The organism is Streptococcus oralis, assembly GCF_001075675.1.
Lineage (GTDB): Bacteria > Bacillota > Bacilli > Lactobacillales > Streptococcaceae > Streptococcus > Streptococcus oralis_V.
In genome coordinates, this window is record NZ_JUNW01000036.1 from 1 (window position 1) to 14,581 (window position 14,581).

At 42.4% G+C, this 14,581-nt stretch carries 13 protein-coding genes and 1 tRNA gene; 4 read left to right on the forward strand and 10 right to left on the reverse strand.

The features are described 5' to 3' along the window. Window positions 1-170: 170 nt before the first annotated feature. From vex3 to cshA, 7 genes are all read right to left on the reverse strand, one after another. Complete coding sequence (vex3, locus tag ADM50_RS05395; protein WP_049484769.1) at window positions 171-1,550, reverse strand: ABC transporter permease subunit Vex3; 1,380 nt, start codon at window positions 1,548-1,550, stop codon at window positions 171-173. A 50-nt stretch (window positions 1,551-1,600) separates the two neighbouring features. Next, complete coding sequence (vex2, locus tag ADM50_RS05400; RefSeq protein ID WP_000173735.1) at window positions 1,601-2,248, reverse strand: ABC transporter ATP-binding subunit Vex2; 648 nt, start codon at window positions 2,246-2,248, stop codon at window positions 1,601-1,603. Between the two features lie 126 nt (window positions 2,249-2,374). Next, the gene (locus ADM50_RS05410; protein WP_049484771.1) at window positions 2,375-3,652 is read right to left on the reverse strand and encodes an ABC transporter permease; all 1,278 of its coding nucleotides are present in this window, start codon (window positions 3,650-3,652) and stop codon (window positions 2,375-2,377) included. Window positions 3,653-4,040: 388 nt separating this feature from the next. Then, window positions 4,041-4,126: transfer RNA gene (locus tag ADM50_RS05415), tRNA-Leu, on the reverse strand. Between the two features lie 80 nt (window positions 4,127-4,206). Then, window positions 4,207-4,782 carry a cysteine hydrolase family protein gene (locus ADM50_RS05420; protein WP_049484772.1) on the reverse strand — a complete coding sequence of 192 codons (576 nt, stop codon included), beginning with the start codon at window positions 4,780-4,782 and terminating at the stop codon, window positions 4,207-4,209. Next, window positions 4,782-5,570 (reverse strand): GTP-sensing pleiotropic transcriptional regulator CodY, encoded by a 789-nt coding sequence (gene codY, locus ADM50_RS05425; protein ID WP_000940725.1) that lies wholly within the window; start codon window positions 5,568-5,570, stop codon window positions 4,782-4,784. The genes ADM50_RS05420 and codY overlap by 1 nt, the downstream gene beginning before the upstream one ends. Window positions 5,571-5,851: 281 nt before the next feature. Then, window positions 5,852-7,429 (reverse strand): degradosome RNA helicase CshA, encoded by a 1,578-nt coding sequence (gene cshA, locus ADM50_RS05430; RefSeq protein WP_049484773.1) that lies wholly within the window; start codon window positions 7,427-7,429, stop codon window positions 5,852-5,854. A 349-nt stretch (window positions 7,430-7,778) separates the two neighbouring features. Between cshA and ADM50_RS05435 the strand changes: the two genes are divergently transcribed. From ADM50_RS05435 to ADM50_RS05450, 4 genes are all read left to right on the forward strand, one after another. Continuing rightward, window positions 7,779-9,095: an FAD-containing oxidoreductase gene (locus tag ADM50_RS05435; protein ID WP_000958918.1), complete on the forward strand. Its 1,317-nt coding sequence runs from the start codon at window positions 7,779-7,781 to the stop codon at window positions 9,093-9,095. 99 nt (window positions 9,096-9,194) lie between these two features. Next, entirely contained in the window at window positions 9,195-10,538 is a 1,344-nt protein-coding gene (gene murT, locus ADM50_RS05440) for a lipid II isoglutaminyl synthase subunit MurT (protein ID WP_049484774.1), read from the forward strand. Continuing rightward, a complete protein-coding gene (gene gatD, locus ADM50_RS05445; protein WP_049484775.1) occupies window positions 10,538-11,320 on the forward strand; it encodes a lipid II isoglutaminyl synthase subunit GatD in 783 nt (260 codons plus the stop codon). Before murT ends, gatD begins: the two co-directional genes overlap by 1 nt. 127 nt (window positions 11,321-11,447) lie before the next feature. Continuing rightward, a complete protein-coding gene (locus tag ADM50_RS05450) occupies window positions 11,448-12,530 on the forward strand; it encodes a M24 family metallopeptidase (protein WP_049484776.1) in 1,083 nt (360 codons plus the stop codon). 40 nt (window positions 12,531-12,570) lie between these two features. On the opposite strand, the gene ADM50_RS05455 is transcribed toward ADM50_RS05450, so the two are convergent. The 3 genes from ADM50_RS05455 to truA are packed head-to-tail and all read right to left on the reverse strand — an operon-like array spanning window position 12,571 to window position 14,522. Continuing rightward, window positions 12,571-13,032: an ECF transporter S component gene (locus ADM50_RS05455; protein WP_044021142.1), complete on the reverse strand. Its 462-nt coding sequence runs from the start codon at window positions 13,030-13,032 to the stop codon at window positions 12,571-12,573. Continuing rightward, entirely contained in the window at window positions 13,010-13,783 is a 774-nt protein-coding gene (locus ADM50_RS05460) for a bifunctional hydroxymethylpyrimidine kinase/phosphomethylpyrimidine kinase (protein WP_049484777.1), read from the reverse strand. Before ADM50_RS05460 ends, ADM50_RS05455 begins: the two co-directional genes overlap by 23 nt. After that, window positions 13,773-14,522, reverse strand: a complete 750-nt coding sequence (truA, locus tag ADM50_RS05465; RefSeq protein WP_049484778.1) for a tRNA pseudouridine(38-40) synthase TruA — start codon at window positions 14,520-14,522, stop codon at window positions 13,773-13,775. The genes ADM50_RS05460 and truA overlap by 11 nt, the downstream gene beginning before the upstream one ends. Window positions 14,523-14,581: the final 59 nt, after the last annotated feature.

Below are 14,581 nucleotides of genomic sequence, written 5' to 3' on the forward strand. Positions count from 1 at the left end.
AATGAAAATCAAAGAGCAAACTAGGAAGCTAGCCGCAGGCTGTACTTGAGTACGGCAAGGTGAAGCTGACGTGGTTTGAATTTGATTTTCGAAGAGTATTATCAAGATGAAATAGATAAAAATGCTACCTATATTATACCCCATTTAGGGGAGAATAGGTAGCAAGTTTTTTATTCGCTATCGAGCAAGAGCTCTTTTGGTTGTTTTCTAAGGAGATTGCTTGAAGCAAGCGCCATAACGAGAACCACTAGAACCAAGGCAAGGACAAAGACGATGATAAAGTCTGATGTCTGAATGGAAATGTCTAGGCTCGACAAGGTCTTGCTAAAGCCGTCTACTTCTGCACCACCACCAAGATTAGAGGCTTGAGCTGCCTTGCTGGCTTGCTTGGCAACACCTGAAGTTACATTGGCAAGGACGGTGTTTCCGATTGCACGAGCTGTATAGTTGGCTAGGAAGTAAGCAGAAACGAGAGCAGGGATGGCGATCAGGATAGATTCGGTGATGAATTGCCCCAAGATACTTGCCTGCTTGAGACCGATAGAGAGGAGGATTCCCACTTCCTTGCGACGGGCGTTGATCCAAAGACTGAGCAAGAGGGCAAGGAGAAGAACTGAGAAGCTCAAGCTACCCCAGAATAGGAGGTTGGCCATCTTGTACATACCAGAGATGGATTGCTCAAGAGCTGGGTAGTTAGAGGAGCTCTTCACAAGTGTGTAGCTCTTCCAGTTGATACCACTGATACCATTCAACTCTTTCATAACATCATCCAAGTTCTTGTCTGCTGTTACAAAGAAGGTTGCGTCCCCATAAATAGCAGTTTCTTCTGTATAACCATATAGTTTAGCCGCAGTATGGATGTCTGTGATAGCTGTGTTTTCGTAAAGCTCTTGTGAGTAGGTTACTGCAGACTTATTGTGCCCATCAAAGAGTCCCTTGATCGTCACTTCGACTGTTTCCTTGGCACCTTTTTCATTGTCTGCATCGTAGACATTGGAGTCCAGTTTAACCTTATCCCCTACCTTCCAGCCGTGTTTGGCTGCCAAGTCCTTGTGCATGAGAATCTTGTCTTTGTCGTCATTGGTTAGGTGCTCACCTTCAACCAGCTTATATGAGCCAGAGACAAACTTATCTTCTTTTGAGGAGTCATTAACACCTGTCAGCATCAAGCTGCTTCCAAACCGTTTGGCACGGTCTGCAGTGAGATTTTTCTTGGTTTCTGGCGTTTCGATGAGTTCATATCCAGTCAAATCTCCAATGGCGTTGATGCGTTTTACATAAGACTCGATGGCCTTGTTTTCGGTGATTTTTTTGATATCCTCACCCTTGATATTCCCAGCACCACGTGGCGTTCCTTGATTGACGCGACGATTGATTTGCATGGAGAAGCTGTTGGTGATATTTTTAAAGGTCTCCTGAGAAGCCTTGGCAGTAGCTCCCTTGATCGACAAGCCGACCAAACTCAAGCTCGCCATGAGGAGAATAATCAGGAAGATAACAATCGATTTGAAAAACTTCCTTGTAACATAGGCAAATGCGTTGTGTAACATAGGTTCCCTTTCTAGATTTGATTTCATAATTCTATCAAAACAAGCTCATATTATTTAGTAGTATTGCGAGTTTCAGTCAGTTTCTTGTCCTTCAACTCAAGTGTAATATCGGACGCTTGCGCTACTTCTTTACTATGCGTAACGACAATTACACATTTACCTGTTTTCTCGGCAAGTGATTTGAGCAGTTCGATAATATCTCCAGCAGTTTTAGGGTCCAGATTTCCTGTTGGCTCATCAGCTAGAATAACTGGAGCTTCTGAGACCAAACTGCGAGCAATGGCAACACGTTGTTGTTGACCACCTGATAACTGGAGAACATTCCGCTTGATCTGACTTTCATCCAAACCAAGCTCAAGAAGTGTATCCTTGCTTGCTTTTTTGTTGACCAAGCGGATATTTTCCAGCGGAGAAAGATAATCTATCAAGTTATAATTTTGAAAGACCAGGGAAATATGGTGCATGCGATGGTAAGAATATCCCTTATTCCGAATGTCCTCTCCTTGGAAAAGGATAGAACCTTCAACAGGACTATCTAGACCAGCAAGCAGGGACAAGAGAGTGGATTTTCCTGCTCCTGACTCACCAATGATACTATAAAACTTTCCGGGTTCAAAATTATACTTGATCTGATATAAAACTGCCTCAGCAGTGTTCTTATAACGGTAGGTAACATCTTGCAATTGTAATAAAGTCATGATTTCTCCTTCTTATACTCAATGAAAATCAAAGAGCAAACTAGGAAGCTAGCCGCAGGTTGCTCAAAGCACAGCTTTGAGGTTGCAGATAAGACTGACACGGTTTAAAGAGATTTTCGAAGAGTATTAACTAATAGATGATAAAATTTCTTTCGGCGATTTTCTAAATAGAAATACGAAACAAAGGGCTACTGCTAAGCAACCAATCAGGAGCAGAAAGACATAGGATTCTGCAAAGGATAGGAGACTGGTTGATAGACCACTTGCTTTGGCTAGTGTGTCTTGTAAGGTTGCCTGATCTCCACTGGCTAGTACTGTTTGGAGCAGATAGGATGTGATGGCATTTCCTGCAACAAATGCTGGAAGCAAAGCTCCAAGAGATACCAAAACTACCTCTAAACAGAACTGGAGGAAGATTGAACTCTTGCCTTTTCCAAGTGCGAGTAAAATCCCCACTTCGTAGACCCTTTCTCTCAACCAAAGGGACAAGACCAAAATCAAGGCTCCAGCTCCAGCTATCAACATCCCATAAAGGAAGATGGTGAGGAAGGTTTGGAAGGTTGCCACTGAGTCTTTGATTTGTTCAAAGGCCTTGTTTTCCTTCTCAACTTGGTAGCCTTGACTTTCCAAAGCCAAGTTTTCCACCTGCTTCATGAGTCCGTCCATTTCCTTAGGATTTTCTACATAGAAGCGCGCTGCACTGACTTGAGCTTCACTATTTCCCAGAAGGGTTTGGCTGCTTTCATAGTCTGTAAAGACTTGGTTTTCACTGAAGTCAGAAGACAAGCCTGTGAATTTCTCTTGTTTTTTACCAGAAAAGATGCCGACAATTTCAAACTCTACTGTTTGCCCTTTTCCAGATTCTGACTGACCAGCATCCAAGCGAATCTTGTCATGAAGCGAAAGACCGTTCTTCTTGGCCAACTCTTCGTGAATGAGGATTTTCTTGGAGTCCCCTTTTTGAAGGTGTCGCCCTTCTTTTAGATTGAAAGCCGAACTAGTAAAGGTGACATCCTTGGATGAGTCCTCAAGAGACGTTAAGCTAACCAAGTTCTTGTCCGCGGCTGACAAATCATCACGTTCAACGCTCTGCTCGCCACTCACTGCTTCCTTGTCTTTTAGTTTTGCGACCGTTTCGAGTTCAGGAGAGACATTTTCCAGTCCCTTAATCTTGCTCACGGATGCTAGGTCAGACAACTTGAAGGTCTGTCCATTTTCTATCTTTTTGATAGAAAAAGATGTGTTGAGTGATTTGTAAAGATTACTTTCTACTGTTTTGTTGGACTTCATCAGAGTCAAACAGGCTGAAATTCCTGCTAAAAGGACAAATAAAATCAGAAATAAAATAAAACTTCTCAGTCGTTTTCTGCTGACATAAGCCCAAGCTCTTTGGATTGGATTCATTTGTCACCTCCATATTTGTAAGACTATTATAAAATCCAAATATGAAATGTTTATGAAATCGAAAATTTTTTTGATTTATTTTTGAAAAAACAAAAAAGCTAGCAAACGCTAACTTTCCTTCTTATATAAGGATGTATAGTACCAATCAAAAATCTACTTCATTTTAAAAATGATAGTCACATCTTTCTGATTAGTATTTTTCCATCTCCTAAGTTCTTCATTTTCTGACTTGTGTTTGAGGAAATTCTTGATAGGATGAAATGGAAAACTCAGTTTAAATGTTCTGATACAATGACTGTTCTTGATGCCAATATTTTTCGATACACGAAACGTAGCCTCTAGTCTTCTTTGTAAAAAAAAGAGCTAGCCAAAGCTAACTCTTACCCTATGCGGAGAGAGGGACTTGAACCCTCACGACCTAAAGCGGTCACAGGATCCTTAGTCCTGCGCGTCTGCCAATTCCGCCATCCCCGCGTCGATTACTTTACTAGTATATCAACTTTCAAAATCTTTGTCAACACTTTTTTCAGATTTTTTTCATTTTTCCAACAGTCTTATAGTTCAATTTCAGCAAGGTTTTCATCCAGTAATTTTGCTCCCAGAGTGTTCTTAAAATGACCAAGAGCAAACTGATGATTTTCTGGCCAAATAGAAGCAACCGCAGGCTTGACAATCTCGATTTGATAACCTAAATTATAGGCATCAATAGCCGTATGAAGGACGCAAATGTCAGTCAATACACCGGTCAAAATGACCGTATCTATCCGACGTTCCCGCAAACGGATATCTAAGTCCGTTCCTGAAAATGCTGAATAGTGACGCTTGTCCATCCAAAAGACACGACTATCCGCTTCATACTCAGCATAAAAATCAGCTAGGGGGCCATAAAGGTTACGCCCACTAGTTCCGATGATGTTGTGCGGTGGAAAGAGCTTGCTTTCTGGGTGGAATGTATCCTTCTCTTCATGAGCATCAATGGTAAAAAAGACATAGTCTCCACGATCAAAAGCTAATCTGGTTGCCTGATCAATGGCTTTTGATATTGCTTGAGCAGGTGCGCCAGCAGTTAGCTTTCCATGGTCTGCTACGAAATCCTCTGTATAGTCAATCGAGATTAAAGCTTTTGCCATTAGTAGTCCCTCTTTTTCACTTCCTCAAAAATATCACCAATTAGAACTTTGAGATAAGTCCCCTTCATTCCTAATGAGCGACTCTCAATAATTCCCGCAGACTCCAATTTACGAAGCGCATTGACAATCACTGAGCGTGTAATGCCAATACGGTCTGCAATGACAGACGCAGTCAGCTGCCCTTCATTTCCATCCAATTCAGCTAAAATAGCTGATACGGCACGCAGTTCTGAATAGGAAAGGGTGTTGACCGCCATGGTAACAGCCGTACGACGGCGAATATTTTTCTCATCTTCTTCACGTTGAAAGTTCAATAGTTGAATCCCTACCACCGTGCTCGCAATCTCAACAAGAATCAAATCTTCATCTTCAAATTTCTTATCATTGCGCCAAATAATCAACGAACCTAGGCGAATCCCTGATACATGAATTGGAGCAATGGTCGTCAAGCCATCTGGAAAGTCCGCACGGCTCTCCACAGGGAAAATGGTCAAATCATGTTCAACAGGAAGATTGGCTTCCGTATCATAAATCATGTTTGCCCCTTGTACATAGACCTCAGGGAAGGTTTTGGTTTGGAAGAATTGTTCTACACGGTCATTATTGGTCTTATAACGCATAAAGTAGCCCAAGAGACGTCCCTTGTTATTCACAATACAAGCGTTACAATCAATAATATCTGCTAACTGGCGTGTGATCGCATTGTAAGGAAGTTCATCTTGGAGTTGCTCCTCAGAGCGCTTTAGAATAGACGTGATTTTTCTTGTTTTTTCTAATAAATGTGCCATTTTTTACCTCGCATATAATCGTTTCCATTATAACATAGAAAAGTCTTTATTTCAATAATTATCTGAAAATTGCTTATTTAATTGCAATTTTGAACAGCAAAAATATTTTAGAAAAAAAGCGATTTTTTATTGACATCCTATTTTAATTTTGATATTATAACATTATAAGAAGATGACATGATAAATCCCTTTCCGTTTCACCTATCCTTTACTATCACCATCTTCTTTTACTATCGGTCTCCTTATATATAAAAGCGATTCACAGTGTGAATCGCTTTTTTCTATTTGTCTCCTTTGTTACGAATAACAAAGCCTGTTTTCTTTTCGTTTGAAGTGTTGCGAGGTTTTTTATTGTCTTTATTACGGTAACGTCTGTCTTTATCAAAACGATCGTTCCCACGACGGCCTTTCTTGAAATCATCACGGCGACCATTTCCACGGCGATCACGATCTCGACGGTCGTCCCCACGACGGCCTCCACGACCTCCCTTACCTTTGCCGCCAAAGCCATTACCTGATGGTTTAAATGGCAGTGGTTTTTCACGCGCAATCTCCACTTCAGGAAGGCTGTCTGGATCTTGGACTGTCAGACTCAAGATATACATAGCCAATTCTTCTGGACTAAATTCTGCTGCTAACTTACGAGCATCTTTAGCAAATTTCTCAAAGTTCCCACGAATGGATTCGTCTGCGAAGTCTCGTTCGATTTTCTTGAGTGCTACTTGTTTCTTAGCTTGGAAGGCTTCTTCAGCTGTCGCTGGTTTCAAGCCTTTCATGCGTTTCTTAGTCAAGTTTTCGATGATTTGAAGGTAGCCCATTTCATTTGGTGCTACGAAAGTAATAGATTGACCTGACTTACCAGCACGACCTGTACGACCGATACGGTGAACATAACTTTCAGGATCTTGTGGAATATCGTAGTTGTAGACATGGGTCACACCTGAGATATCCAAACCACGTGCTGCCACGTCTGTCGCAACCAAAACATCAAGATTCCCATTTTTAAAATCACGAAGGACACGAAGACGTTTATTTTGGTCTAAGTCACCATGAATTCCTTCTGCACGAAAGCCACGAATTTTAAGTCCACGAGTCAATTCATCTACACGGCGTTTGGTACGACCAAATACAATAGCAAGTTCTGGTTGTTCCACATCCATGAGACGTGTCATAGTATCAAATTTCTCTTGTTCCTTGACACGGATATAGTACTGATCCACCAATTCTGTTGTCAATTCCTTGGCAGCAATCTTGACATGCTCAGGGTCCTTCATAAACTGAACACCGATACGTTTGATAGCATCTGGCATGGTTGCTGAAAAGAGCAAGGTTTGACGATTTTCAGGGACACGGGAAATGATGGCTTCAATGTCTTCAAGGAAGCCCATGTTGAGCATTTCGTCCGCTTCGTCAAGGATCAGAGTTTCAATATCTTGTAATTTCAAGGCCTTGCGTTTAATCAAGTCCAAGAGACGGCCTGGTGTTCCTACCACGATGTGAGCACCAGATTTAAGGGCCTTGATTTGTTTTTCAATGCTGGAACCACCGTAAACTGAGCGAACTTTCACTCCTTTGCTACGGCCAAAGCGGAAGAGTTCTTCTTGGCTTTGGACAGCGAGTTCACGAGTTGGAGCGATAACCAAGGCTTGGATGGTCGCTTCTTCTGTACGGATTTTTTCAAGGGTTGGCAAGCCAAAGGCTGCAGTTTTTCCTGTACCTGTCTGAGCTTGACCGATAACGTCTTTTCCTTCGAGAGCCAAGGGAATGGTCTGTTCTTGGATAGGACTGGCTTCTACAAATCCAGCTTTTTCAATCTCTGCTAGCAATTCAGCAGACAAGTTAAATTCATTAAATTTCACGTTATTCTTCTTTCTAAAGGTGGTGCGAAGCCACCCTATAGGGCTTTAGTTTATACTTTTCTTTTCATGACGTATCTTCTACAAAAAAGAGATACCATGTTGCTTCTTTTCCACGAAAGAAAAGTACTGGTTTCTTTGCAACCTATCTAGTATAACACAAGAGAGAGGCAAAAGATAGTAGAATCCTTAAGGAAAATCATGTAAACGATTTTCTAGCAGTAAAGTAGCCCGAAACTGGTTTTTCAAAGGATTTGAAGGGAGCATTTCAAACTCACTCCATTTCCCGTAGCAGATTTGTGCAAAAATTGTTTTCTTATGCTAGAATGAAAATCGAATAGGAGGACTATAAATGTTAACATATGATTTAATCGTTATTGGATTTGGTAAAGCCGGGAAAACACTAGCTGGTAAATTAGCTTCAGCTGGCAAAAAAGTTGCCCTCGTTGAACGTAGCAAAGCTATGTACGGTGGAACTTGTATCAACATCGGATGTATCCCAACTAAAACCTTGCTAGTTGCTGCTGAGAAAGATTTGTCTTTTGAAGATGTCATTGCTACCAAAAATACTATCACTAGTCGCCTCAATGGTAAAAACTATGCTACTGTTGCTGGTACAGGTGTGGATATCTTTGATGCGGAAGCTCACTTCCTTTCAAATAAAGTCATCGAAATCCAAGCAGGTGATGAAAAACAAGAACTGACTGCTGAAATTATCGTTATCAATACCGGTGCCGTTTCAAACGTCTTGCCAATCCCTGGACTTGCTACAAGTAAGAATGTCTTTGACTCGACAGGTATCCAAAACTTGGACAAATTGCCAGAAAAACTTGGTGTCCTTGGTGGCGGAAATATCGGTCTTGAATTTGCAGGTCTTTACAACAAACTTGGAAGCAAAGTTACAGTCCTAGATGCCTTGGATGCTTTCCTACCTCGTGCAGAACCTTCCATCGCAGCTCTTGCTAAACAATACATGGAAGAAGACGGTATTGAATTGCTTCAAAACATCCGTACTACTGAAATCAAAAACGACGGTGACCAAGTCCTTGTCGTAACTGAAAACGAAACTTACCGTTTCGATGCCCTTCTCTACGCAACTGGACGTAAACCAAACGTAGAACCACTTCAACTTGAAAATACAGATATTGAACTAACTGAACGTGGTGCTATTAAAGTAGACAAACATTGTCAAACAAACGTTCCTGGTGTCTTCGCAGTTGGAGACGTCAACGGTGGACCTCAATTTACCTACATCTCACTTGATGACTTCCGTGTTGTCTATAGCTACCTTGCTGGAGATGGTAGCTACACTCTTGAAGACCGTCTCAATGTTCCAAACACCATGTTCATCACACCTGCACTTTCACAAGTTGGCTTGACTGAAAGCCAAGCAGCAGATTTGAAACTTCCATATGCAGTGAAGGAAATCCCTGTTGCTGCCATGCCTCGTGGTCACGTAAATGGAGATCTTCGCGGTGCCTTCAAAGCTGTTGTCAATACTGAAACAAAAGAAATTCTTGGTGCAAGCATCTTCTCAGAAGGCTCTCAAGAAATCATCAATATCATCACTGTTGCGATGGACAACAAAATCCCTTATACTTACTTCACAAAACAAATCTTCACTCACCCAACTTTGGCTGAGAACTTGAATGACTTGTTTGCGATTTAAGTTGAGACTGATTTGTTAGCCAACAGCCCTCTTTGGGCTGTTTTTGTTTCTGCGAAATCTCAAATCTGTCTTTTCCCTCTTTTATGATATAATAGAAACATGAAATTAAAAACTACTTTGGGCCTTCTTACTGGGCGTTCTTCCCACTTCGTTTTAAGCCGTCTTGGCCGCGGAAGTACGCTCCCAGGAAAACTCGCCCTTCAATTTGATAAAGATATTTTACAAAATCTAGCTAAGAACTACGAGATTGTCGTGGTCACTGGAACCAACGGGAAAACCCTGACAACTGCTCTCACTGTCGGCATTTTAAAAGAAGTTTATGGTCAGGTTCTGACCAATCCTAGTGGCGCCAATATGATCACAGGGATAACGACAACCTTCTTGACGGCCAAATCCTCTAAAACTGGGAAAAACATTGCCGTTCTAGAAATTGACGAGGCCAGTCTATCTCGTATCTGTGACTACATCCATCCAAGCCTTTTTGTGATTACTAATATTTTCCGTGATCAGATGGACCGCTACGGTGAAATTTACACAACTTATAACATGATTTTGGATGCCATTCGTAAGGTGCCTACGGCTACTGTTCTCCTCAATGGTGACAGTCCACTTTTCTACAAGCCAGCTATTCCAAATCCTGTAGAGTATTTTGGTTTTGACTTGGAAAAAGGACCAGCCAAACTAGCTCACTACAATACCGAAGGAATCCTCTGTCCTGACTGTCAAGGCATTCTCAAATATGAGCACAATACCTATGCCAACTTGGGTGCCTATATCTGTGAAAATTGTGGCTGCAAACGACCTGATCTAGACTATCGTTTGACAGAACTGGTTGAATTAACCAACAATCGCTCTCGTTTTGTCATTGACGGACAAGAATACGGTATCCAAATCGGTGGACTTTACAACATCTACAATGCGCTAGCTGCAGTTGCCATCGCCCGTTTCCTTGGCGCAGATTCGCAACGGATCAAGCAAGGATTTGACAAGAGCCGCGCTGTATTCGGGCGCCAGGAGACCTTCCATATCGGTGATAAAGAATGTACCCTCGTCTTGATTAAAAATCCTGTTGGCGCTACCCAAGCTATCGAGATGATCAAACTAGCTCCTTATCCATTTAGTTTATCTGTTCTCCTTAATGCCAACTATGCTGATGGGATTGATACTAGCTGGATTTGGGATGCTGACTTTGAACAAGTCACTGACATGGACATTCCTGAAATCAACGCTGGTGGTGTTCGTCATTCTGAAATCGCTCGCCGTCTACGGGTGACAGGCTACCCAGCTGATAAAATCACTGAGACAAGCAATCTGGAGCAAGTTCTCAAAACCATTGAGAACCAAGACTGCAAGTATGCCTATATCCTGGCTACCTATACTGCTATGCTTGAATTCCGTGAACTGCTGGCTAGCCGTCAGATTGTTAGAAAGGAGATGAACTGATGGTTTATACTTCACTTTCCTCAAAAGCTGGCAATTACCCATATCAGCTCAATATCGCCCACCTCTATGGAAACCTCATGAATACCTACGGGGACAATGGAAACATCCTCATGCTCAAGTATGTAGCTGAAAAACTGGGAGCTCATGTGACGGTTGACATCGTTTCTCTCCATGATGACTTTGATGAAAACCACTATGATATCGCCTTTTTCGGTGGCGGTCAAGACTTTGAACAAAGCATCATCGCAGGCGACCTTCCTGCTAAAAAAGAGAGCATTGACAACTACATCCAAAATGACGGTGTGGTTCTCGCTATCTGCGGTGGTTTCCAACTATTGGGGCAATATTATGTTGAAGCTTCAGGCAAACGCATCGAAGGACTAGGAGTCATGGGTCACTACACACTCAACCAGACTAATAACCGCTTCATCGGTGACATCAAGATTCATAATTACGAATTTGATGAAACCTACTATGGATTTGAAAATCACCAGGGCCGTACCTTCCTCTCAGATGACCAAAAACCACTGGGACTGGTTGTCTATGGAAATGGAAACAACGAAGAAAAGGTCGGCGAAGGGGTTCATTACAAGAATGTCTTTGGTTCCTACTTCCACGGACCTATCCTCTCTCGTAATGCCAATCTGGCTTATCGCCTAATCACTACTGCACTCAAGAAAAAATATGGACAGGACATCCAACTCCCTGCCTATGAGGACATTCTCAGCCAAGAAATCGCTGAAGAATACAGCGACGTCAAAAGCAAGGCTGACTTTTCTTAAACTAAGGAAAACTAGACCAAAGAACTCCGCTATCTTGCCGGAGTTCTTTTTGCCTGTTCTTTTACCCTTCCCCCTTGCATTTTCTCTCATTTTTTGCCAAAATAGAGGGGTAGAAAGAAGGTAGCATATGTCTAAATTACAACAAATCCTAACATATCTTGAATCAGAAAAACTAGACGTCGCTGTCGTATCTGACCCCGTCACTATCAATTACCTCACTGGCTTTTACAGTGATCCCCATGAACGCCAAATGTTCCTTTTTGTCCTAGCGGATCAAGAACCGCTCCTCTTTGTCCCAGCCCTTGAAGTAGAGCGTGCAAGCAGCACTGTCTCTTTCCCAGTTGTAGGCTATGTGGATTCTGAAAATCCATGGCAAAAAATCAAAAATGCTTTGCCTCAGCACGATTTCAAACGTGTAGCAGTTGAGTTTGAAAATCTCATCTTGACTAAATACCATGGTTTGAAAACAGTCTTTGAAACTGCTGAGTTTGAAAACCTCACTCCTCGCATCCAACGCATGCGCCTCATCAAATCAGCTGATGAAGTGCAAAAAATGATGGTTGCAGGGCTCTATGCTGATAAGGCTGTAAAGGTTGGTTTTGACAATATTTCTCTTGATAAGACTGAGACAGATATCATCGCCCAAATCGACTTTGCTATGAAACGTGAAGGCTATGAAATGAGCTTTGATACCATGGTCTTGACTGGTGATAACGCTGCAAATCCGCACGGAATTCCTGGTGCAAACAAAGTTGAAAAGGACGCCCTTCTCCTCTTTGACCTCGGTGTCATGGTCAATGGCTACGCATCAGATATGACTCGTACTGTCGCTGTCGGTAAACCTGACCAATTCAAGAAGGATATTTACAACTTGACACTTGAAGCCCAACAAGCTGCCCTTGACTTCATCAAGCCAGGTGTGACTGCACATGAAGTTGATCGCGCTGCTCGCGAAGTCATTGAAAAAGCTGGTTATGGAGAGTACTTCAACCACCGTCTCGGTCACGGTATCGGTATGGATGTCCACGAATTCCCTTCTATCATGGAAGGAAACGACATGGTCATCGAAGAAGGCATGTGCTTCTCTGTTGAACCAGGTATCTATATCCCTGGTAAAGTCGGCGTTCGTATCGAAGACTGTGGTGTTGTTACCAAGGATGGCTTTGACCTCTTTACAAGCACCAGCAAAGATTTGCTTTATTTTGATTAAATATAGACAAGCAAAAAGTCAGCTATTGAAGCTGACTTTTTTATTTTATCTTCTTGACGCTCTGAAAGACTACAAATCCTACAACCATACCCAAGGTATTTTGCAGGAAGTTTGGAAGGATTTCTGGTAAGGCTGCTGACCAGCCATTCATTAGGGTTGAGCCCAGAGCGTAGCCACTTACCATGACGATAGTAGCTAAGACTAGGCCCAGCCATTGCCATTTCCCTTTAAAACCTGCAAAATATCCTTGCAAGCCATGGTTTACCAAGCTAAAGAACATCCACTGTGGAAAGCCTGATAAAAGGTCAAGCAGAAAAGCTGCTAGTCCTCCAACGACGGCCCCTTCTTTACTGCCAAAGTAAAAGGCAGTAAAGAAAATACCCGCATCCAAGAGAGTCAATATTCCTGTTGGCGTTCCAATTTTCAAGTAATAACCTAGAACCACAGAAAGGGCGGTTAAGAGGGATACAAGGGCGATTTTAGTTGTTTTGGTTTGCTTCATATTGTCTTACTCCATATTGATCTGCTTGTGCAATAGCACGGTAAACGAAAGCTTTCGAGCTCTCCACTGCTGCTAATAGTTCTTCTCCCTTAACCAAGTGACTGGCAATGGTTGAGGCAAAGGTACAACCTGCCCCTGCATTTTGTCCTTGGATAACGGGATTTTCTAGAACTGTAAAATTTTGTCCATCATAAAAGACATCCACAGCCTTGTCCTGACTAAGGCGATTGCCTCCCTTGATAATGACTGCTGGCGCTCCTAAATCATGCAATTTCTGCGCTGCAGCTTTCATATCTTCCAAAGTTTTGATTTCCTGACCCGCCAACAATTCTGCTTCAGGAAGATTTGGCGTAATCACACTGACATGAGGGAAAAAGAGAATCAACTCTTTACAGAGTTCACTGACAGCCACATCGTGCGTTTCCTTGCAGACCAAGACGGGATCCAATACCACAGGCACTCCTGGACGTTGCTTGATAAAGTTCAAGGCTTTCTCAGCCACACTGACAGTAGGGAGAAGACCAATCTTAATCCCTGCAAATTCCACATCACGCAAGCTATCCAATTCATGTTGAAAAATGGCATCGTCAGTTGGAAAGACTTCAAAGCCCTTTTCAGTCAAGGCCGTCAAACAAGTCACTGCTACAAAGCCATGCAAGCCGTTCAAGGTATAGGTAGCCAAATCAGCTGACAAACCACCACCACTAAAAATATCATTCCCAGAAAGGGCTAAAATACGATTATTCTTCATAACGAATCTCCTTTAAATACAAGCCATTCGGTGCAGCCGTTGGACCTGCTAGCTGTCTATCTTTTTTTTCTAAGATCAAGTCAATCTGCTCAACTGGCATTCGATTATTTCCGATTTTGAGCAGTGTCCCCACCATATTGCGAATCTGCTTATACAAGAAACCATTCCCAGCAAAGGTAAAGGTCAAAAACTGCCCTGTCTCATCAACACTAAGACTGGCTTCTGTAATGGTTCGAACCTTGTCCTCTACACTGGTTCCAGATGCTGTAAACCCGGTAAAATCATGAGTTCCCTCTAGCTTTTTGATTGCCATCTGCATCCGCTCCACGTCGAGCGGATAGGGAAAGTGAGTAGCGTAGTGACGACGCATAGGATTTTTGGGACGTCCTCTATCCACGATAAATTCATAGGTCTTGCTGTGCTTGGCATAACGGCAATGAAAATCATCTGCCACAATCTCAATTGAAATCACATCAATATCTTCTGGAGACTGGGTATCCAGAGCAAAACGGAGTTTTTCCTCATCCATCTGATAGGGCAGGTCAAAATGAATAACCTGTCCCAGAGCATGGACACCACTATCAGTCCTACCAGCACCGTGTACAGTGATGGCTTGCCCCTTATTGAGTCTCGTCAACGTTTTTTCAATTTCTTCCTGAACGCTCCGCGCATGAGGCTGGCGCTGAAAACCAGCAAAGGCATAACCATCATAGGAAATAATTGCTTTATATCTTGTCATAACTTCTATTTTATCAGGAAATAAAAGTGTAAACAAGTTTAAAAACCAATAATTGTCTG